This is a genomic window from Limosilactobacillus alvi, from assembly GCF_016900115.1.
GTDB lineage: Bacteria > Bacillota > Bacilli > Lactobacillales > Lactobacillaceae > Limosilactobacillus > Limosilactobacillus alvi.
On record NZ_JACJJQ010000022.1, the window covers coordinates 12,540 to 33,577 of the forward strand.

The 21,038-nt window shown below is 43.0% G+C and carries 15 protein-coding genes, 1 tRNA gene and 1 pseudogene; 15 read left to right on the top strand and 2 right to left on the bottom strand.

Annotation, left to right across the window (positions count from 1 at the left end):
• The first annotated feature begins 132 nt into the window (after positions 1–132).
• The 12 genes and pseudogenes from H5993_RS05690 (at position 133) to H5993_RS05745 (ending at position 13,196) form a co-directional block, all read left to right on the top strand.
• Positions 133–2,301 (top strand): Tex family protein, encoded by a 2,169-nt coding sequence (locus tag H5993_RS05690; RefSeq protein ID WP_204776579.1) that lies wholly within the window; start codon positions 133–135, stop codon positions 2,299–2,301.
• Positions 2,294–2,761: pseudogene (locus H5993_RS05695) on the top strand (SprT family protein). The gene H5993_RS05690 and the pseudogene H5993_RS05695 overlap by 8 nt, the downstream one beginning before the upstream one ends.
• Before the next feature lie 50 nt (positions 2,762–2,811).
• Positions 2,812–2,897, top strand: a tRNA-Leu gene (locus H5993_RS05700).
• A gap of 91 nt (positions 2,898–2,988) precedes the next feature.
• On the top strand, positions 2,989–3,147 hold the full coding sequence (locus tag H5993_RS05705) for a hypothetical protein (protein ID WP_204776580.1): 159 nt from the start codon (positions 2,989–2,991) through the stop codon (positions 3,145–3,147).
• Positions 3,148–3,249: 102 nt separating this feature from the next.
• Positions 3,250–5,130, top strand: a complete 1,881-nt coding sequence (locus tag H5993_RS05710) for a glycoside hydrolase family 2 TIM barrel-domain containing protein (protein WP_204776581.1) — start codon at positions 3,250–3,252, stop codon at positions 5,128–5,130.
• Positions 5,114–6,079, top strand: a complete 966-nt coding sequence (locus H5993_RS05715; RefSeq protein WP_204776582.1) for a beta-galactosidase small subunit — start codon at positions 5,114–5,116, stop codon at positions 6,077–6,079. Before H5993_RS05710 ends, H5993_RS05715 begins: the two co-directional genes overlap by 17 nt.
• Positions 6,080–6,096: 17 nt before the next feature.
• Complete coding sequence (gene manA / locus H5993_RS05720; RefSeq protein ID WP_204776583.1) at positions 6,097–7,071, top strand: mannose-6-phosphate isomerase, class I; 975 nt, start codon at positions 6,097–6,099, stop codon at positions 7,069–7,071.
• Positions 7,072–7,244: 173 nt separating this feature from the next.
• Positions 7,245–8,198 carry an AEC family transporter gene (locus tag H5993_RS05725; protein ID WP_204776584.1) on the top strand — a complete coding sequence of 318 codons (954 nt, stop codon included), beginning with the start codon at positions 7,245–7,247 and terminating at the stop codon, positions 8,196–8,198.
• An 83-nt stretch (positions 8,199–8,281) separates the two neighbouring features.
• Entirely contained in the window at positions 8,282–8,956 is a 675-nt protein-coding gene (locus H5993_RS05730; RefSeq protein WP_204776585.1) for a 2,3-bisphosphoglycerate-dependent phosphoglycerate mutase, read from the top strand.
• 16 nt (positions 8,957–8,972) lie between these two features.
• The gene (locus H5993_RS05735) at positions 8,973–9,854 is read left to right on the top strand and encodes an alpha/beta hydrolase (protein ID WP_204776586.1); all 882 of its coding nucleotides are present in this window, start codon (positions 8,973–8,975) and stop codon (positions 9,852–9,854) included.
• 24 nt (positions 9,855–9,878) lie between these two features.
• Positions 9,879–12,401, top strand: a complete 2,523-nt coding sequence (locus tag H5993_RS05740; RefSeq protein WP_204776587.1) for a M1 family metallopeptidase — start codon at positions 9,879–9,881, stop codon at positions 12,399–12,401.
• A 57-nt stretch (positions 12,402–12,458) separates the two neighbouring features.
• Entirely contained in the window at positions 12,459–13,196 is a 738-nt protein-coding gene (locus tag H5993_RS05745; protein WP_204776588.1) for an NADPH-dependent oxidoreductase, read from the top strand.
• A gap of 38 nt (positions 13,197–13,234) precedes the next feature.
• Here H5993_RS05745 and brnQ read toward each other — a convergent pair whose 3' ends face one another.
• A complete protein-coding gene (brnQ, locus tag H5993_RS05750) occupies positions 13,235–14,581 on the bottom strand; it encodes a branched-chain amino acid transport system II carrier protein (RefSeq protein WP_204776593.1) in 1,347 nt (448 codons plus the stop codon).
• Between the two features lie 410 nt (positions 14,582–14,991).
• Here brnQ and adhE point away from each other — a divergent pair, with 410 nt between their 5' ends.
• Complete coding sequence (adhE, locus tag H5993_RS05755; RefSeq protein WP_204776589.1) at positions 14,992–17,610, top strand: bifunctional acetaldehyde-CoA/alcohol dehydrogenase; 2,619 nt, start codon at positions 14,992–14,994, stop codon at positions 17,608–17,610.
• 75 nt (positions 17,611–17,685) lie between these two features.
• Here adhE and H5993_RS05760 read toward each other — a convergent pair whose 3' ends face one another.
• Positions 17,686–19,152, bottom strand: a complete 1,467-nt coding sequence (locus H5993_RS05760) for an amidase (RefSeq protein WP_204776590.1) — start codon at positions 19,150–19,152, stop codon at positions 17,686–17,688.
• 139 nt (positions 19,153–19,291) lie between these two features.
• On the opposite strand from H5993_RS05760, the gene H5993_RS05765 reads away from it, so the two are divergent.
• Positions 19,292–19,969, top strand: a complete 678-nt coding sequence (locus tag H5993_RS05765; protein WP_204776591.1) for an amino acid ABC transporter permease — start codon at positions 19,292–19,294, stop codon at positions 19,967–19,969.
• A 79-nt stretch (positions 19,970–20,048) separates the two neighbouring features.
• Positions 20,049–20,918: a transporter substrate-binding domain-containing protein gene (locus H5993_RS05770; RefSeq protein WP_204776592.1), complete on the top strand. Its 870-nt coding sequence runs from the start codon at positions 20,049–20,051 to the stop codon at positions 20,916–20,918.
• Positions 20,919–21,038 lie beyond the last annotated feature (120 nt).

Here is a 21,038-nt window from a genome sequence, read left to right on the forward strand (position 1 = left end):
CGCGGAAGATTGCCAAAAACGATGTGATTTAAAAATTTTGGTGAGCGCTTCTCCCGTGTTGTCGCCGATAATAAAAATTAAACCAAATCTAGCATCAAAATTGCTACCATGGACTAATCTTGAGGGGGAAGTATGGAACAAACAGTCATAAATCAAGTTGCAAATAATCTATCAAAATATAAAGCCTGGCAAGTTAAAACTGCCCTCCAATTAATGGATGAAGGGAATACGATTCCCTTTATTGCTCGTTATCGGAAGGAACGGACGGGGACGCTTGATGAAGTCGCCCTTCAAGAAATCCAAACGACTTATCATAAGGAGAGTGAGCTTTTTGCCCGGAAGCAGACGGTGATTAAGGCAATTAAGGAAGCTGCAAAGTTAACGCCAGCTTTGGAAAAGAAAATTAACGAAGCCCAAGATTTAGCAACGGTTGAAGACTTGTACTTACCATTTAAACAGAAACGGCAAACAAAGGCGCAAGTCGCAAAGAAACATGGCCTAATGCCACTGGCTAATTGGTTATTAACCTACTCGATGACGGAACCAACTGAAGAAGCAGCTAAGTATTTGAATGACGATGTCCCAGATGTCGAAGTCGCTTTAGCTGGTGCTCATGAAATTTTAGCTGAAGCCATTAGTGAAATGAGTACTGCGCGAGCTTGGCTTAGAAGCTATGCCCAAGATCATGGCAAAATTGAAACAACTGTAAAAAAGGATGGACAAGCACTTGATGAAATGGGCGTCTACCAACAGTACTATGATTTTAAGATTCCGGTTGCTGAAATGACCTCATACCGGACCTTGGCGATTAACCGGGGAGAAAAAGAAAAGGTTCTCCGGGTAAAATTACTTCTCGATGAAACAACGATTAAAAACTATTTTAAATTTAGACTAATTCAAGATCATACAACGAGTCCATCGGCAAAGTTAGTTGAAAAAGCAGCGATGGATGCATATAAACGCTTCTTGTTACCGGCCACGGAGCGAGAAATTCGGCGGCAATTAACGGAAGTTGCTAGTGACCAAGCGATCCAGGTCTTTGGTGAAAACTTATACCATCTATTAATGCAAGCGCCATTAAAAGGACGGGTGGTATTAGGCTTTGACCCAGCTTATCGGACTGGATGCAAGCTGGCCGTTCTTGATCAACACGGTAAGTTATTACAAACCGCAGTTATTTATCCGCATGCGCCAGCGCCAGAAGCGAAACGTGCTGTTGCCGGTCAACAATTAAGGGAATTGATTGAAAAGTATCATGTTGAAATGATAGCGATTGGAAACGGAACTGCAAGTCGGGAATCAGAACAATTTGTGGCGAATGAATTGAAGAAACTTAGCCGGTCGGTTTACTATGTGATTGTAAACGAAGCCGGGGCTTCAGTTTATTCAGCAAGTAAGGATGCCAGAGATGAGTTTCCAGATTTGACGGTTGAAAAGCGAAGTGCGATTAGCATTGGTCGACGACTGCAAGATCCGTTAGCGGAATTAGTGAAAATTGATCCGCAAGCAATTGGGGTTGGACAATACCAACATGATTTACCAGAAAAAGAACTTGAGGCTGAACTTAGTACAATTGTTGAACGGGCTGTTAACCGGGTTGGAGTTAATTTAAATACGGCTAGTTACCAACTTTTGACGCATATTTCTGGACTGTCGGGAATGATTGCTAAAAATATTGTTAAGTACCGAGATGCGAACGGTGCTTATACCGATCGAAAACAATTACTAAAGGTCAGCCGGCTAGGACCAAAGGCCTATGAACAAGCAGCCGGGTTCTTGCGGATTATTGGTGGGGAAAACCCACTAGATAATACTGATGTCCACCCAGAAAGTTATGCTTTGGCAAGTCAATTACTTACAGCCGCTCAAATTCAACCGGATGACTTAGGAACGGCTGAGGCTAATCGGCGACTACAAAAGTTAGACAAACAACAATTCGTTACTGAAATAGCGGGTCTGCCAACGATTACCGATGTGATTAATGATCTCATGAAGCCGGGGCGGGACCTCCGCGATACGATGCCGGCACCATTGTTACGACAGGACGTCTTAAAAGTTGAAGATCTAAAACCGGGGATGGAACTACAAGGAACCGTCCGTAACGTAGTAGATTTTGGCGCTTTTGTTGACATCGGTGTTAAACACGATGGTTTAGTTCACGTTTCGCGGTTGACCAAGAGGTTTGTTAATGATCCTCGTCAAATTGTGGCTGTTGGGGATATTGTGACCGTTTGGGTTCAATCTGTGGACTTAAAGCGCCAACGGATTCAACTGACAATGTTAGGACCGCAAAATGACTAATGAAGAACTCCAGCATTTAGCTCAACAGTGGTCCTTAGCGGCGTTTGGAAAGCCTCTTAAACACCCGATTATTTTTAACCGCCGTTTAAGGACAACAGGTGGCCGTTATCATTTACAAGACCATCATATTGATATTAACCCCTTGATGTATGAAGAATTTGATATGGCTAACTTAAAGCGGGTTGTTTTACATGAACTCTGCCACTATCATTTACACTTAGCAAGAAGAGGCTATCGCCACTGCGATGCTGATTTTAAACGTTTATTGGCAGCGGTAGGAGGATCGCGTTATGCCCCGGCGACCAGTCGAACGCGGGTAGCAAAACCCCAGTGAATTATTGATTATCAATGTCAACATTGTGGGGTAATAATTCGGCGAAAACGCCGGTTTAACACTGATCGTTATATTTGTGCCAAATGTGGCGGTAAGTTTTTAATCAAAAAAATCGAAAAGATTTAAAAAAGGGGTTGTCAAACAGGTATTTACTTGATATTATATTACCTGTTGACGCGGCAGTGGCGGAATTGGCAGACGCGCAAGATTAAGGATCTTGTGGTTGTTTTAGACCGTGGAGGTTCGAATCCTCTTTGCCGCACTACTAAGAGCTAGGAAGAAATTTGATTTCTTCCTAGCTCTTTTTTCATCTCCGAATGTTACTCAGTAACTAAGGTCAAAGCAGTAGCTGAATGGCAGTTGCTTCCCTGGCGGTCGCACCAGCCGATTCAGCCTTGCATGGGCTCACAAACGCTAAAGAAGTTGGCTGGCTTGCTCCGAACAATCCAACTAGGCCGTTGAGAAAACCATTTTCCATCCTTTCCTATTTATATTTTTTTCAAAAGAATTGAACAAATCGTGAAAGTCAACCCTTAATATTAATTTGTGAAAGCGCTATACTATATGAGTAAACGTTTAGTAAAAACCGGCATTTAGTTTAAGGAGGTTTTCCGATGGAAGCAGAACTTAAATGGTTGGATGATCCAGCTGTTTACCGGATTAATCAGCTCCCGGCTCACAGTGATCACCAAGCTTATGCGACGGCGGAAGAAGTCTTAGATGGTAAAAGTAGTTTGGTTCAATCCTTAGATGGTCAATGGGATTTTATTTTTGCTGAAAATCCCCAGGTTCGGCCAGCTAACTTTTGGCAAAGCGATTTTGAAGGTTTTACAGACCAGATTACGGTGCCAAGCGAAATTGAAATGAGTGATTATGCGCAAATTCACTACATCAATACTTGGTATCCATGGGAAGGAAAAATCTTCCGGCGGCCTGCTGGGGCCCTTGAGGCTGAAAACTTACAAACTGGCTCTTTCAGTCAAGCAACGGACAATTCTGTTGGTATTTATCGGAAAAAGTTTAATTTAGCTCCAGGTTTAAAGGGCAAACAGATTCGGGTTCGGTTTGAAGGAGTTGAACGAGCCCTTTATCTTTGGCTTAACGGTCACTTTATTGGCTATGCCGAAGATAGTTTTACCCCGAGTGAATTTAATTTAACTCCTTATTTGAAAGATGAAGATAACGTCATCGTAGTTGAAGTTTTCAAGCATTCTTCAGCATCATGGTTGGAAGATCAAGATATGTTCCGTTTCTCTGGAATTTTCCGGAGCGTTTCATTAATTGCCCAACCAAAGATTCATGTCGAGGACTTGCACTTGATGCCAACCGTTAATGACGATTTTGTTGGTGGTCAATTAGCAATGAAATTAAAGCTAGAAACTAAAGAAGCGGGTTATTTAACGGTTGATGTGGCCGATGCTGATCACCAAACTTTAATCCATGAACGATATGAAGTTAACGATACCACAACGATTCGTCCAACTAACTTTGAACGGGTCCACCTGTGGGATACGGATGATCCGTACCTCTATCATTTAACCATTAAGGTTTACAACCAAAGTGGTACCCTTTTGGAAGTTGTGCCCTATGACTTTGGTTTCCGCCGGATTGAAATTAATCAAGATCACGTAATTATGCTTAATAACCACCGTTTGATTATTAACGGGGTTAACCGCCATGAATGGGATGCTCACAGTGGGCGGACAATTACGATGGCGGATATGAAGCAAGATATTACTACTTTCAAGGCAAATAACATTAACGCTGTTCGGACTTGTCACTATCCAGATCGGTTGGAATGGTACCAACTTTGTGATCAAAACGGGATTTATATGATGGCTGAAAATAATCTTGAAAGTCATGGTACTTGGCAAAAATCGGGGGCTGTCGAACCATCATATAACGTTCCAGGTTCCTTGAAACTTTGGTTACCAGCAGTGCTTGACCGGGCTCGGACTAACTTTGAAACTTTCAAGAATCATCCAGCTATCTTATTCTGGTCATTAGGGAATGAATCATATGCTGCCGATGATATTGCGGCAATGAACAAGTTCTACAAGGATCATGATGATAGTCGGTTAACTCACTATGAAGGCGTTTGCCGTAACGAAGCTTATCGAGGCCAAATTTCTGATGTTGAAAGTTGGATGTACTTACCACCAAAAGGGGTAGAAAAGTACTTAAAGCATGCCGATAAACCATTCCTTGAATGCGAATATATGCACTCAATGGGGAACTCCGTTGGCGGGATGGGTTCGTACATTAAATTGATGAAGAAATACCCACAATATGCCGGTGGCTTTATCTGGGACTTCATTGACCAAGCCATTTTTGTAAAGGATCCGGTAACTGGTGAAGAAGTTCTCCGTTATGGTGGGGACTTTGATGATCGCCATTCAGATTATGAATTCTCTGGTGACGGGATTATGTTTGCGGATCGGACACCAAAGCCAGCAATGCAGGAGGTTAAGTATTATTATGGATTACCAAAATAAACTCCACGTAATTTACGGTGATGGCACTCTTGGACTTCAAGGAAAAAACTTTGCTTACCTGTTTTCCTACGAACGGGGTGGTTTAGAATCATTAAAAGTTGCCGGAAAAGAATGGTTGTACCGGGAACCAAAGCCTACTTTCTGGCGGGCAACAACTGATAATGACCGGGGAAATGGTTTTAACATTAAGTCGGCCCAATGGTTAGCAGCTGACTATGCTTTGCCATGCACTAAGATCACTTTAAAAGTTGATGACCACAGGTTTAAGCACTTACCAATTGCGCCAGCTACTAATCAATTTAGTAATGCCGAATATGCTAAGCAAGTTAAGCTTAGTTACACTTACCAAACCTTAACAAATCCAGCAACCACCGTTAAGGTAAGCTACAAGGTGAAGGCTGACGGGACAATTAAAGTTGTTGCTAAGTACCACGGCCAAGTTGGGTTACCCCAATTGCCAGTCTTTGGGATGCGGTTCATTATGCCAACGCAAGCTACTAAGTTTAAATATGAAGGCCTTTCTGGTGAAACTTATCCTGACCGGATGGCCGGGGGCAAACCAGGGACTTATGAAGTTACTGGCCTACCAGTTACGAAGTACTTGGTACCGCAAGAAAATGGGATGCACATGGCAACAAAGTGGGTTAAGCTTACCCGGGCGACAACCCAAAATAATGCTGACCCAGATAAGGAATCATTTAGTTTACTATTTAAGGCTAATAAGCATGACTTTGCCTTCAGCGCCTTACCATATACCAGTGAAGAACTCGAAAACGCCACCCACCACGAAGAACTTCCGCCAGCACGACGGACAGTCCTCGTGATTGCCGGGGCTGTACGGGGTGTTGGTGGGATTGATAGCTGGGGCGCTGATGTTGAACCAGCTTACCACATTTCCGCTGAAGAAGATCACGAAGTTCGGTTTGAAATTAAGTTACCAGAAGCATAAAAGAGAAGGAAAGATCAATGAAGCAAGAACCATTATTTTTAAAACCTGTTTTCCATGAAAAAATTTGGGGTGGACGAAATTTGAAAACCGATTTTGGCTATGATATTCCCGAGGGTAAGATTGGTGAATGTTGGGCAATTTCAGGTCACCCTCATGGGGTAAGTGTGGTTACCAATGGCCAATTTGCGGGTCAAAATCTTGCTGATCTTTTTCATGACCAACCGATTTTGTTTGGTCACCCAACTGGCGATCGCTTCCCCTTATTAACCAAGATTTTGGATGCTAATGGAAAGCTTTCCGTCCAAGTGCACCCAGCTGATGACTATGCGATGGCGCATGAAAATGAGTTGGGAAAGACCGAGTGCTGGTATGTCTTGAAGGCCAAACCAGGTGCTTATCTGATTTATGGTCACAAGGCTAAGACCAAGGAAGAGTTAGAAAAATTAATCGATGAAGAGAAATGGAATCAACTTCTTGGTAAGTTAACGGTTAAAACCGGGGACTTTGTCTACGTTCCTAGTGGGACGATCCACGCCTTAACCGAAGGAATTGAAGTTCTTGAAACCCAGCAAAGTTCTGACGTTACTTACCGACTTTATGACTATGATCGGACGGATGACCAAGGAAATAAGCGGGAATTACACCTTGGCCCAGCTAAGGATGTCATTACGGTTCCATTCAAGTTGCCGAAGCTTCACCAAAAGACGGAACAGGTGGCAAATTCAACGATTACCACCTTGGTGACTGCTCCCGATTCACCATACTTTACGGTTAAAAAATTAACGATTTTTGGTGATTTACCACAAACTCGCAATGAAGTGCCATTTACTTTGTGCTCAGTTGTTGCTGGCGATGGTCAAATTACGGTTGGCGACCAAACTTATAATTTGAAACGGGGAACTCACTTTATCTTGCCAAATAATGTTCAAACTTGGACCTGGCATGGCAAGATGGTCGTAATTATTTCTTACCCGAATGAGGGAAAATATTAGATTGATCTAGAGGAAGTTGGAAGAAATTCCCAGCTTCCTTTTTTTATCTTTGGCGGGCTAGCTGAGAGGTTGCTTATTAAGTTTAATTTTTCTAATTTTCTTCTCATATATTGTAGTCAATTTGAGTAAATCAGCCTAAAATAAGGAGGATTACATAAAAAGAGAGGAAAAAGATGTTAGCAGTATTTTTAGCGGCGCTTTCGGGAGTTAGCGTCATTTTGATTATGGTCTTGGTCGGCTTTATTGCCAATGAGCATCAATGGTTTAGTCCGGTTTCACCGAAGATTATTTCCCGCTTAGTTACTCAGGTGGCTTTGCCTGCTTATATGATTTCTACAATTACTAAGCAGTTTTCAGCGAATGAATTACACGTTTTGTTACCAGATTTACGATACCCGGTAATTTCGATGGTAATCTTGTTTGCTTTGTCCTTAGCGATTGCCCGGGCTTTGGCAATTCGGCAAAGTCACTTGGGTCTTTTTTCATCAATGTTTTTTAATTCGAATACCGTTTTTATCGGTCTACCGATTAATCTCGCCCTCTTTGGAACACCGTCGATTCCTTATGTATTGGTTTACTACATGGCCAATACAACTTTCTTTTGGACGCTCGGTGTGTGGCTGATTCAAAAAGACGGTACTGGAATGGCCAAGATTAATTTTAAACAAGCGTTGGGAAAATTATTTTCTCCGCCACTCCTTGGGTTTATTGTGGCCGTAATTTTGGTGGTTTTGCATATTCATTTACCGAAATTTATTGTGCAGACTTGTGGTTATCTAGGGGGATTAACCATTCCGTTATCAATGATTTTCATTGGAATTGCGATTTCTAACGCTGGCTTAAGTCGGATCCGGTTCACGCGGGATGCCTGGGGAATTTTACTTGGTCGTTTCTTAATCGCGCCAGCTTTAATGGCCTTATTGGTTTTACCAAGCAGTATGCCAGCCTTGATGAAACAAGTCTTTATTATTCAAGCAGCGATGCCGGTGATGACGAATGCCCCAGTTGTTTCCAAACTCTATCATGCTGATTCTGAGTATGCCGCGGTAATGGTAACAGAAACGACAGTTCTTTCAATTATTGTCATCCCAATTTTGATGGTTTTGGTTAAGACCGTTATTAGATAATTATTTACTAAAAATGCTCCGGAATTAATATTCTAAGTTAATTGATCGTGATAAGATAAGAAAGGTGAGAGAGAAGGTGAACAATGCCAATTTTAATTGTCGTTCGCCATGGTCAAAGCCAGGCGAATTTGGATAATATTTTTACCGGGTGGACGGATTCACCGTTAACGGCAAAAGGGGTCGCCCAAGCGAAAAAAGTCGGTCAAATACTTGCTAAACGAGGTTATCAATATACGGCCGTTCATACTTCGTATATGCAACGGGCAATTATTACGGCAAACTTAATTTTAGCCGCTCAAGATCAATTATATTTGCCAATTTATAAAACTTGGCGCTTAAATGAACGCCATTATGGGGCACTTAGTGGTCAACATAAGGATGAAGTTAAAGCCCGAGTTGGTGAAAAGCAATTTAAAGCTTGGCGGCGGGGGTACTCAGCAGTGCCACCACGGTTAAGCCAGCCGCAACATGACCGGCGCTATGATCGCTTAGGTGTTCAGGTACCTTTGGCTGAAAGTCTAGCAATGACTGAGAAGCGGTTACTTCCTTACTGGGAAGATGCAATTGCTCCCCGGTTGTTAAATAATGAGAATCAGTTGGTGGTTGCTCACGGAAGTTCGTTACGAGCCTTAATTAAGTACCTCGAAGGCATTCCAGATGATCAAATTAATCAAGTTGAAGTTCCTAATGCTGAACCAATTGTTTATCGGTTAGATGACCGCCTCAAGATTATCCAAAAAGAAATCATTGCTAATTAGAAAAAGAGGTAACCAAATGGAAATCAAAGAAATTACCGCTAATCCTAATTTAACGGGGCAAGTGCGGTTGATTGAAAATGTTACTTACGCCGCTGTTGATGGGGAGGCTTTGAAACTATCCCTCCTAGTTCCGTGGTTACAACGGTATCGGGTCCGGGAACTCAAGCAACGTCCATTATTAGTCTTTGTTCAAGGAAGTTCTTGGCAACGACCAACCTTAGGGGAAGAAATCCCGCAGTTGGTTCGTTACGTTCACCAAGGAATGGTGGTGGCAACGATCCAACACCGAAACTCGATTGAAGGTCACCCTTTTCCAGCTTTTTTAGAAGACGTTAAAACGGCGATTCGCTTTTTGCGGGCCCATGCGGCTAAGTATGCGATTGATCCTGACCGGGTGGTTTTATGGGGAACCTCATCTGGTGGCAACGCTGCGCTTTTAACTGGTTTGACGGGAAACGATAAACGTTACCGGACGGCGGCTTATCCAGAAGAATCGGATGCAGTTAATGCGGTAATTGCTTGTTTTGCGCCAACTGACGTTGAAGATGTCTTTAAATATAGTGGCCAAGTCCCTGGATCTGATTTATTACAATATTGTTTGTTTGGAAAGGATCAAAAAAAGTGGCCTAATTTGAAAAAGGAAATGAGTCCGCTTTATCAAATTAAGGCCGGGCAAGCTTATCCACCATTCTTACTTTTCCATGGGGATGCTGACCGGGTGGTTCCGTATCATCAAATGGAAGATATGGCACATGCTCTAGCGGACGCTGGTGTTGACGTCACTGCGGTCCGGGTTAAAGGAGCTGACCACGAAACTAACTTCTGGAGTCCAGCGGTTTATGATCTGGCAGCGGACTTTATCCAAGGGCAAGTGCATCCTTCCAAAACCGAAAAATAAATATTACGAAAGGAAATTGATTAAATGGCAAAACGTTTATTAGCATCATTTGTTCCCGAACATTACGATTTGTTGATTGACATTAATCGGAAAGCAAAGACGATCAAGGGGACAACCACAATTGTTGGAAAAGCCAAAGAAACTGAAATTGCGGTCAATCAAAAATTTCTCCAAGTCAGCCAAGTATTAGTTGATGGACAACCAGTTCCGTTTGAATTAAACCAAGCAAGGGAAACCATTGAAATTAAACTGGCTAAGCAAGGGCCAGTTACGTTAACGATTGACTACCAAGCACCGCTGACGGACACTATGATGGGAATCTATCCTTCATACTACGATGTGGCTGGGGAACGGAAACAATTAGTTGGGACCCAGTTTGAAACGACTTTTGCCCGGCAAGCCTTTCCTTGTGTGGATGAACCTGCCGCGAAGGCAACCTTTAGTTTGGCAATTAAATTTGATGAACATCCAGGCGAAACAATTATTGCCAATATGCCAGAGGATCACGTTACTAATGGGGTGCACTACTTCCAAGAAACGGTCAAAATGTCAACTTACTTGGTTGCCTTTGCCTTTGGGGAAATGCAAAAGAAATTAACCACGACTAAGAGTGGGGTCCAAGTTGGTGTCTTTGCGACCAAGGCCCATCAAGCAAAAGAACTTGATTTTGCCCTTGATATTGCTAAACGGGCAATTGAATTTTACGAGGACTTCTATCAAACTAAGTACCCATTGCCACACTCATGGCAATTAGCTCTCCCAGACTTCTCTGCAGGAGCAATGGAAAACTGGGGCTTAGTAACTTATCGGGAAGCTTATTTGCTTTTGGATCCGGATAATACCGCGCTGGATACCAAGCGTGTTGTTGCGACCGTGATTACCCACGAATTGGCCCACCAATGGTTTGGCGATTTAGTAACGATGAACTGGTGGGATGATCTTTGGTTAAATGAATCTTTTGCTAATATGATGGAATACCTTTCGGTGGATGCTTTACAACCAGACTGGCATATTTGGGAACTCTTCCAAACTTCCGAAGCGCCAATGGCCTTACAGCGGGATGCTACTGATGGGGTCCAATCTGTTCACGTTGATGTCGAGGATCCCCGGGAAATCGATGCCATTTTTGACGGGGCGATTGTTTATGCCAAAGGAAGCCGCCTTTTGGTAATGGTGCGGTCCTTAATTGGGGATGATGCCTTACGAGCAGGCCTCAAGAACTATTTTGCGGCTCATCAGTACGGCAACGCCAAGGGGGATGATCTTTGGCAGGCCCTTGGTGAAGCTTCTGGAATGAATATTGGAGCAATTATGAAGGCCTGGTTGAATCAACCTGGCTATCCAGTCGTGGAAGCCAAAGTGGTTGATGGATACCTTACGTTGCATCAAAAGCAATTCTTTATTGGGGATGGCCAGGATCAAAATCGCTTATGGCCAATTCCACTGAATGCTAACTTTAAAGCCCCTAAGTTGATGGAAAAGGCGGATTTAGACCTTGGTGATTACCAAAGCCTCCGGCAAGCCGCTGGGAAACCTTTACGGTTGAATGATGGGAATAATTCCCACTTAATTGTTAAGTATGCTCCCGAATTGCTTGATGATATCCTAGATCACTTAAACGAACTAGACCATATTACGCAATTACAACTCTTACAAGACCTCCGTCTCCTAGCGGAAGCTCATCAAATTAGCTACGCTGATTTAGTTGGATTGCTTGGCAAGTTTAAGGCTAGCCAGTCAGCCATCGTTAATGATGCCCTTTACCGAATCGCAAGTAAATTGCGGGACTTTATCGTACCAAACACACCAAGTGAAACTAACTTAAAGCAATACTTTGCAACCTTGAGTGCTGATCAAACTAAGCGGTTAGGTTGGAAAAAACAAATAAATGATGATTTTGATGCTGAACTAATGCGGCCAACGATTTTGTCAGCTGCTCTCTACGCGGAAGATTCGGCCGCAATTGCCGCTGCTCACGCCTTGTTTAAACAACATTCAGCGGCTAAATTGCCAGCAGACGTACGGGCTTTAGTCTTGCAAAATGAAGTGGTTAACTTTGGCTCTGGTGAACTCTTTGACCAATTATTAACTGACTATCAGCAAACGAGTGATCCTAGTTACAAGCAAGACCTTTGCTTTGCCTTAACTAAGACTAAGGATACAACCCTGATTGGTAAGTTAATAGATCGTTTTGAAGATGCCAAGACCATTAAACCGCAAGATCTTCGGGCTTGGTACCGGGGCTTACTTGCCAACCCAGCTGGTCAACAAGCGGCCTGGGACTGGATTCGTGACGAATGGGACTGGCTAGATGCAACGGTCGGTGGCGACATGGAATTTGCAACCTTTATTACGGTTACTTCTGCCATCTTCCATACCCCAGCGCGTCTTGCTGAATTTAAGGCCTTTTTTGAGCCAAAAGTCAATACACCTGGTTTAACCCGGGAAATTCAAATGGATGTTAAAGTCGTTGAGACCAAGGTAGCCTTAGTTCAAGCTGAAGCTCAAGCGGTCAATGAAGCCGTGACAAGGATGATTTCGAAGTAAATACAAAATGGCACGGAAAACTGGTTTCCGCGCCTTTTTTGAAAGGAAAAAACGTAAATGGATTTATTAAATCAAATGCAACATCATGTTTCGGTACGTGATTTTGAAGCTACGTCGTTGAGTGATGAAGTAAAAACAAAGCTGTTCCAAGCTGCTCAATCTGGTTCTTCCTCAAATTTTGTTCAAGCTTTTACTATTCTGGATATTAAAGATCGATTGGTTCGCAATGAACTTGCCGACATTTCGCAAAGTGCCGCTTATGTGAAAAAGAGTGGTGGTTTCTTTGTTTTTGTTGCTGACCTGAACCGGCAAGCGCAAATTTTAAAGGCGAATCATCAAAGCTTAGCCCCTTTGAAGAACTTGGAATCTTTTTTAGTAGCGACGGTTGATACCACGATTGCTGCTCAAAATATGGCTTTAATGGCGGAATCAATGGGGTTAGGAATTTGCTATATTGGTGGCATTCGGAATAATCTGGCGCGCGTTGCAGAGTTATTGAATTTACCAGCATTAACAGTGCCACTCTTTGGGATGACGATTGGGATACCAACGGTGAAGAACGGAGTCAAGCCCCGGTTGCCACTCAACCAATTTACTGCCGTCGATCAATATCCCAGAGCCGGTTTTACCGAGCTTAAAGATTATGACCAAGCGGTCCACCAGTATTATTTACATCGTTCAAGCCACCAAAAAGATACGACTTGGACCCAAACTCAGGCAACTTTTTTTGCTGAATTACGCCGGCCAAAAGTGGCTCAATTTGTTAAGAAACAAGGATTTGAACTTGTTAAATAAAAAATGGAGTTTCCCAATCAAAGTTGGGAGACTCCATTTTATTTAGAAATAGATAATTTAACGATTAACCAACTCAAGATTAAGCCGGTCAAAGTGAATGGCAACCAGGCAAACCCAATTGGATAAAGGGGTAAATAGTGGTTGGCAAAATCAATTAGCACTTGTGCCCAGCTAGTCTGTGAAAGAACCGGTGGTAAGGCTTTTACTAGATCAAAGCAAGCTGGGATTAAGGTTAAACAAGTGGTCAAGCGATATAAGAGAACTTGCTGCTTAAAGTGTGGCGAAACAATTCCGAGCAAGATTAAGGCAATCATTAATGGGTAAAGAAAAACCAAAATTGGTAGTGACCACTTAATGATTGAATTAAGACCTAAGTTAGCAATTAAAAATGAGATCCCACACGAAAGGCGGAGGAAGTTCTGATAAGAAACTTGGGGGAAAAGCCGGTGAAAATCTTGCGAAAAGGCCGATACCAGTCCCATTCCAGTCGTAATGCAGGCGAGAATAGTTAATAAAGCTAATAATATATCTCCGACGGTACCAAGATAAAAATTAGCAACTTGGGCCAGGGTGGTGCCGCCATTCGCTGCCAAACTAAAGCGATGCCGACTTGTCGCTCCTAGCCAAATTAAACCGATGTAAATGATGGCAATCCCGCTTATTCCAATTAGACCGCTGCGGATGGTAGCGAGGGCTTCTGTTTTACGATCTTGAACCCCCATTTCACGGAGGGCGGTAATAATGGCTACCCCAAAGATGGAGGCACCAAGACCATCCATGGTGTTATATCCTTCTAAAAAGCCATTCGAAAAGGCACGATTCTGGTAGGTTGCAGTAAAAGTCGCGGTTTTTGCGGAACCCATGGGGTGAATGAAGGCCAAGATAAAGATGATTGCTAACAGACACAAGAAGAGCGGATTAAGATATTTTCCAATCCAATCGGTAATCTTACTCGCATTAACCATTGCTAAGTAACTCAAAGTAAAGAAGAGGGCGGTGTATATCAGTAGCACTAGCCTTTGATTATGGGCTTGAATATGTGGGGCAATGCCGATCGCATATGAAACGGTTGCCGTTCGTGGGGTCGCAAACAAAGGTCCCAGGGTAGTTTGAACGACAATTAGAAAGATTAATGCCGGCCATTTACCAAGTGGTTTGGCCAGGCCATCAATCCCGGTCGAACGAGTTAAAGCCAAGGCTAACAAGGCTAAAAATGGTAAGAGGACTCCGGAAAGTAAAAATCCTCCAGCCGCTACGAGCCAATGTTGACCAGCTAATTGGCCAAGATGAATGGGAAAAATTAAATTGCCAGCGCCGAAAAGCATCCCAAAAAAGAGCGAACCAAGGATTAGATAATCTTTTGAGCGTAATTTTGTCACGTTGATCGTATTCCTTTCAAAGTTTAATTTCGATTTTCACACAATCAGACATTATACCATACTATTAAGCGTTCCTAGTTTTAGCCCAAAATGGTTAATTAAAGAAGAAACAACATCCGAACTGCAATTCAACGTGGACCGACCAATTTTCCTCAAAACTAGACCAATATTTTTTTAGCGCCAAGTAAAAGCAGTTAGCGAATTATTTACACATCATTTGTATCCGTTTCCATTATCTTTAAAACGGGCTAGTTCAAAATGGCAATGATAATAATTTCACAAGCAAACGTTTAACAATAGGGTAAAACCCAATAAAACAAGCTAAAAAGTTTGTTGACTTTTTCACATTGCTCCCGTAAACTTATAACCGTAAACAAGATACAAATGATTTAAGAGTTCAAGGAGGACTGTTTAGAATGGCTAAGCAGAATGAAGCTCAAACCCCTGAAGTTGATAAGAAGGCTCGCGCGGAAGCGATGGTTGATAAGCTAGTTAAAAAAGCTCACGAAGCCCTCGACATTATGCAAGGCTTTGACCAAAAGAAGGTTGACTACATTACTCACCAAATGGTTGAAGCTGGGCAAGACAAGCACATGAAATTAGCGATTGAAGCGGTTAAGGAAACTGGCCGGGGAGTCGTTGAAGATAAGGCAATTAAGAATATGTTTGCCACTGAAGAAATTTGGCACAACATTCGTAAGGATCACACTGTTGGGGTTATTAAGGATGACAAGGCAGATGAGTTGATCACGGTTGCTGAACCACTCGGGGTTTTAGCCGGGATTACTCCAGTTACCAACCCAACGTCAACCACGTTGTTTAAGGCTATCATTGCTATGAAGACGCGGAACCCAATTATCTTCTCATTCCACCCGCAAGCTTTGGAGTGTTCCCGTCATGCTGCTAAGATTGTTCGGGACGCGGCCATCGCTGCTGGTGCGCCAGAAGGTGCCATTCAATGGATTGACGAACCAAGCAGGGAAACTAGTACTGCTTTGATTAACAACCCTGGAATTGCCTGCACCCTTGCTACGGGTGGCCCCGGAATGGTTAAGGCTGCTTACTCTACTGGTAAACCAGCCTTAGGGGTTGGTCCTGGTAACGGTCCAGTTTACATTGAAAAAAGTGCTAACCTTGCCCGAGCAATTAATGATATTGTGCTTTCCAAGACTTTCGATAACGGGATGATCTGTGCTACTGAAAACAGTGCCGTAATTGACAAAGACATTTACGAAGAAGTTAAGGCCGGCTTAGAAGCCAACCGAGTATACTTTGTCCCAAAGAAAGAACACGCTAAGTTACGGAAGACGATGTTCAACGAAAAGACCGGTGGTGTTAATGGTCCAATTGCCGGGATGTCTGCCATGAAGATTGCTAAAATGGCCGACATTAAGGTTCCTGAAGATACCCAAGTCTTAGCAGTTGAAATCAACGAAATTGGTCCAAAGGAGCTTCTTTCGGGTGAAAAATTAAGTCCAGTGCTTTCTGTTTACCGGGCCGAAAGCAAGGAAGATGCCTTTGCTAAGTGTAGTGCCCTTCTTAACTACGGTGGGTTAGGACACACGGCTGCTATCCAGACTACTGATATGGATCTTGCTCGTGAATACGGGGTTGAAATGAAGGCTTCCCGGGTTATCGTTAACTCGCCATCCGGCCTTGGTGGGATTGGTAACATCTACAACCGGATGACGCCATCTTTGACCTTAGGGACTGGTTCATGGGGTGAAAACTCCATTTCCCATAACGTTACTGACTACGACTTGCTCAACATTAAGACAATTGCCAAGAGGCGGAATAACATGCAATGGATTAAATTACCACGGATTTACTTCGAACGGGACTCTGTTCGTTACCTCAAGGACATGCCAAACATTAACCGGGTCTTCATCGTTACTGGACCATCAATCTACGCTCACGGCTACGTTGACGTTGTTGTTGACCAATTGAAGTTACGGCAAAATGATGTACAATACTTAGTCTTCTCTGATGTTGAAGCAGACCCAAGTACAAATACGGTTCAAAAAGGGGTCGCTTTAATGAAGTCCTTTAAGCCTGATACGATCATTGCTCTTGGTGGGGGTTCGCCATTGGATGCTGCTAAGGGGATGTGGATGTTCTACGAAAACGAAAATGCTTCCTTCTTCGGTGCAAAGCAAAAGTTCTTGAATATTCGGAAGCGAGCTTACCGGTTCGATAAGCCAAAGAAGGCTCAAATGGTTGCGATCCCAACGACCTCTGGGACTGGTTCTGAAGTAACACCATTTGCAGTTATCACGGACTCCGAAACGCACGTTAAGTACCCATTAGCTGACTATGCTTTGACACCTGATGTTGCTATTGTCGATCCACAATTTGTTGATACCGTACCAAAGGGTAACATTGCTGCTTCTGGATTGGATGTACTTTGTCACGCTATTGAATCCTACGTATCTTCAATGGCTTCTGACTACACCCGGCCACTTTCCTTGCAAGCAATTAAGTTGGTCTTTAATAACTTGACGGCTTCTTACAATGGAGATGAAGCAGCCCGGGCTGAAATGCACAACGCTTCAACCTTAGCCGGGATGGCCTTTGGGAATGCCTTCCTTGGGATCAACCACTCAATTGCTCACAAGCTTGGTGGGGAGTTTGGTTTGACCCACGGAATCTGCATTGCCATCACGATGCCACACGTTATCAAGTTCAACGCAACCTTGCCTAAGAAGTTCAGCACTTGGCCAAAGTACGAAGCCTTCCGGGCTGCTGATGATTACGCAACGATTGCGCGGACGATTGGCTTAACTGGTAACTCGAACGAGGAATTGATCAATAAGCTTTGTGACAAGATTAAGGAATTAGCCCACTCTGTTGGGGTAACCCTTAGTCTGAAGGCATGGGGGGTTGACAAGGCCCACTTCGACAAGGTGGTTGACAAGTTAGCTACCTTGGCTTACGAAGATCAATGTACAACGGCTAACCCACAAGAACCATTAATCAGCGACCTTAAGAAGATCATGATTGCTGAATACGATGGTAAAGGGGTCGAAACTAATTAATTAATCTTATGCTCTAACAGTCCTCATAAATCAAAAAGGTGCAGTTGAGAATTTTTCTCAATTGCACCTTTTTTGCTAATGTAAAAATTTAAACTGATGATGATCTTCAAAAAGTTTAGCGATTTGCAGTAACTGACTTTCTTGTCCTTTACCAGCCACAAATTGAATACCAATTGGCAAGCCGGTTTTCGTTACATGAGTTGGAAGACTAATTGCTGGTTCACCGGTCAGGTTAGCTTGCTGGGTGAATGGTGACCGGGTTAAGGCAGCTAACCATTGGTCCCAAATGAATTGTTGCTGCTCCTTTGGACTTAATTCGGTAATGTGGAGCATGGTATCAATTTCCGCTGGGGTATTTAATGGCTCATCAATCTTCGGCGCCGTCATTGCCGTGGTTGGGGTCAAAAGTAGATCGTACTTCTGATGGAACTTAGCCATTTGTTCACCCGCAAAATCCCAAGTACTCAATGCGCGACTGTATTGACTAGCAGTAACATGAGTTCCAGTTTGGTAGAGGGCCCAAGTTAATGGTTCCATATCGTTACTCGTAATTGACCGGCCTAAACCAGCTTCAATTTGGTCAAACATGGCGGCGGTTTCGCCTTCGTTCATCAAGTAATAAGTATCCATGAGGCGTTTACCATCAGTTGGCCAAGCAATTTCTTCGGTTTTAATTCCTTGACTTTCTAAGAATATGACCGCTTCTTTAACGGCTTCAATCGCTTCTTGATCAACGGGTGTTCCGACTGGTGAAACCGTGGTGTAACCAACCGTTAAATTTGGCTTGGTAGCTAATTGGTTAACAAACCCTTTTTCATTCAGTGGAACTTGGAAAACCGCGGCCGGTTGAAGAGCTTGCAAACAATCTAATAATTGGGCGGTGTCGGTGACTGACCGGGTAATCGCAAAGTTACCAGCTGCTCCTTGCCAAGATCGCCAATCAACCGGTCCCGTTACGATCCGGCCTCGGGTTGGTTTTAGGCCAATGGTTCCCGTCCAAGAAGCTGGGATTCGAATCGAACCACCACCGTCACTTGCGGCAGCTAGGGGAAGCATACCAGCAGCAACTACTGCTCCTGCCCCACCGGAAGAACCGCCAGGGTAGTAATCGAGGTTCCACGGATTATGGGCATTCCCGTACATTTTCGAGTCCGTAACGTTCTTAAAGCCAAATTCGGGATAGTTAGTCTGGCCGATAATGATAAAGCCGGCAGCTTCCAGTGCTTTGGTAAAATTACTGGAGCTTTGGGCAATGTTATTACCAAAAAGGCGATTACCATTGGTTGATGGAAGTCCTGCTTTATCTTGTCCAAGTCCCTTTAACAAAAGGGGAACACCAAGAAATGGTTGACCATGGTCTTGTAATTGAGTAGCTTCTTTTTTCGCTGCCGCTTGCCGTTCGCTAATCACCGCGTTTAATTGCGGATTTTGCTTTTCAATCATTGCAAAGGCGGTATCGATCAATTCGCTACTTGAAATTTCTGTTGCCCGAATCATTTGGGCGAGCTTGATAGCTGGTTGTAATAATAAATTTTCTGTCATCAGCAACCTCCTATGTTTCACGGGGAACAAGAACTATTTTTATGATATCACTTTTAACTTGTAAGCGTTTAACAAACGTGGTTAAATTAAAGACGAATCATCACTAATTTGTTAATTTTGTAAAGAGAAGGGATCAAAAATGGGGGATTTGTTAACTCAATTATCAATACCAGGCTTTTTTGATGCTAAATTGGCTTTCGACTCAATTCCAACGATCTTAAGTGGTCTGCCAATGTCCTTATTTTTGTTAGTAGTCTGTTTTAGCCTTGCAAACATTTTGGGCTTTATTTTGATGTTAATGCGGATTAGCCGAATAAAGTTTTTACAATGGCCTGCCCGTTTTTATATTTCCTTTTTCCGGGGTGTGCCAATGTTAGTGGTCCTCTTTCTAACCTATTTTGGGTTAAATCTAGATGCCTTACCAGCCGCGATTACTTCCTTAACGATTGTTCCAGCGGCCTTTGTAGCTGAATACTATCGGTCAGCTTTTCTTGCCATTGATCCGGGACAAATGGATGCAGGCCTTTCACTTGGCTTTTCCTACCTTGGAGTGGTTTATCATATCCTGCTTCCCCAAGCTTTTCGGATCGCCATTCCGTCATTAGGGAATGTATTGCTAGACTTATTTAAGGGAACTTCTTTAGTCGCGATGATTACGGTTTCGGAAATGTTTATGCAGGCCAAAATTGTGGCGGGTGCTAATCAGGACTACATGACCATTTATATTGTTATTGCCGTAATTTACTGGTTGGTTTGTTGCCTAATGTCATTTGGCCAGGATCTGTTGGAACGTCATTTAAATCATAACTTAGTGTAATATTTCACTTTGTTAGCGCTTGCATTTTTTGTCGATTAGGTTATCCTTTAATTAACAAATTTAGGAGGTATTGTTCATTATGTTTTTCAAATCTAGACAGTTTAAGGTGATTGCTTTAGCCGCAATGTCCTTATTAGTCGTTGGCGGTTTAGTTGCTTGTGGTAATCAAAACAGTGCAAGTGACAAGAAGACTTTGACGGTTGCCACTTCTGGGACCCTTTACCCAACTTCTTATCATGATTCAAAGACCAAGAAATTAACTGGTTATGATATCGAAGTTGTTCGAGCGGTGGCCAAAGATCTTGGAATGAAGGTCAAATTCAAGGAATATAACGTTGACGGTCAATTGGCTGCTGTTAAGTCTGGTAAAGCTGATTTGGCAGTCAACGACTACGCGATTTCTCCAACCCGGAAAAAGCAATTCTTGATGACGACGCCATTTAAACACTCCTTTAACAGCATTGTTGTCCGGGCTAGTGATAACTCCGGCATTAACTCCTGGGCTGATATTAAAGGCAAAAAAGCTGCTGGGGAAGCCGGAACGGGTTATCAACGGCTAGCCCAACAACTTGGTGCGCAACTCGTTAATTACGACAACGTTTCTAACGACGTTTACCTCAAAGATGTTAAGAACGGTAAGACTGACTTAATTATGAATGACTACTACTTACAAAAATTAGCTTTGAAGGCTGTACCAAATAGTGGGTTAAAGATCTTACCTAACATGTACTTTACTACCAACCTTGATGGCGCTGGCGAAGGAATGTTGATTAACAAGAACGACAAGGACTTACAAAAGAAGATTAACAAGTCGCTGAAGAAGTTAATCAAAAACGGCACGATCAAGAAGATCGCTATGAAGTACTATGGTGCCGATGTAACGCAAAAGCCAAAGGTTCACATTTCCAAGCACTTCACAATTTCTGATAAATACACTGGTCGAAACTAGGGTTTTATAATGAAGCGAGGGTGGGAAGAAACTCAAGTTTCTTGGCTCTTCGTCAACTGGTACTGATAGAATTTTTAAGGCTAAATTGGTCTAGTTTAGGCTGCCCAACGTGGGTGGCCT

What these genes read in the sequence shown, in the direction of transcription:
- H5993_RS05690 (WP_204776579.1), top strand. Translation starts at nt 133, where the DNA reads ATGGAACAAACAGTCATAAATCAAGTTGCAAATAATCTATCAAAATAT.
- H5993_RS05705 (WP_204776580.1), top strand. Translation starts at nt 2,989, where the DNA reads ATGGCAGTTGCTTCCCTGGCGGTCGCACCAGCCGATTCAGCCTTGCAT.
- H5993_RS05710 (WP_204776581.1), top strand. Translation starts at nt 3,250, where the DNA reads ATGGAAGCAGAACTTAAATGGTTGGATGATCCAGCTGTTTACCGGATT.
- H5993_RS05715 (WP_204776582.1), top strand. Translation starts at nt 5,114, where the DNA reads ATGGATTACCAAAATAAACTCCACGTAATTTACGGTGATGGCACTCTT.
- manA (WP_204776583.1), top strand. Translation starts at nt 6,097, where the DNA reads ATGAAGCAAGAACCATTATTTTTAAAACCTGTTTTCCATGAAAAAATT.
- H5993_RS05725 (WP_204776584.1), top strand. Translation starts at nt 7,245, where the DNA reads ATGTTAGCAGTATTTTTAGCGGCGCTTTCGGGAGTTAGCGTCATTTTG.
- H5993_RS05730 (WP_204776585.1), top strand. Translation starts at nt 8,282, where the DNA reads ATGCCAATTTTAATTGTCGTTCGCCATGGTCAAAGCCAGGCGAATTTG.
- H5993_RS05735 (WP_204776586.1), top strand. Translation starts at nt 8,973, where the DNA reads ATGGAAATCAAAGAAATTACCGCTAATCCTAATTTAACGGGGCAAGTG.
- H5993_RS05740 (WP_204776587.1), top strand. Translation starts at nt 9,879, where the DNA reads ATGGCAAAACGTTTATTAGCATCATTTGTTCCCGAACATTACGATTTG.
- H5993_RS05745 (WP_204776588.1), top strand. Translation starts at nt 12,459, where the DNA reads ATGGATTTATTAAATCAAATGCAACATCATGTTTCGGTACGTGATTTT.
- adhE (WP_204776589.1), top strand. Translation starts at nt 14,992, where the DNA reads ATGGCTAAGCAGAATGAAGCTCAAACCCCTGAAGTTGATAAGAAGGCT.
- H5993_RS05760 (WP_204776590.1), bottom strand. Translation starts at nt 19,152, where the DNA reads ATGACAGAAAATTTATTATTACAACCAGCTATCAAGCTCGCCCAAATG.
- H5993_RS05765 (WP_204776591.1), top strand. Translation starts at nt 19,292, where the DNA reads ATGGGGGATTTGTTAACTCAATTATCAATACCAGGCTTTTTTGATGCT.
- H5993_RS05770 (WP_204776592.1), top strand. Translation starts at nt 20,049, where the DNA reads ATGTTTTTCAAATCTAGACAGTTTAAGGTGATTGCTTTAGCCGCAATG.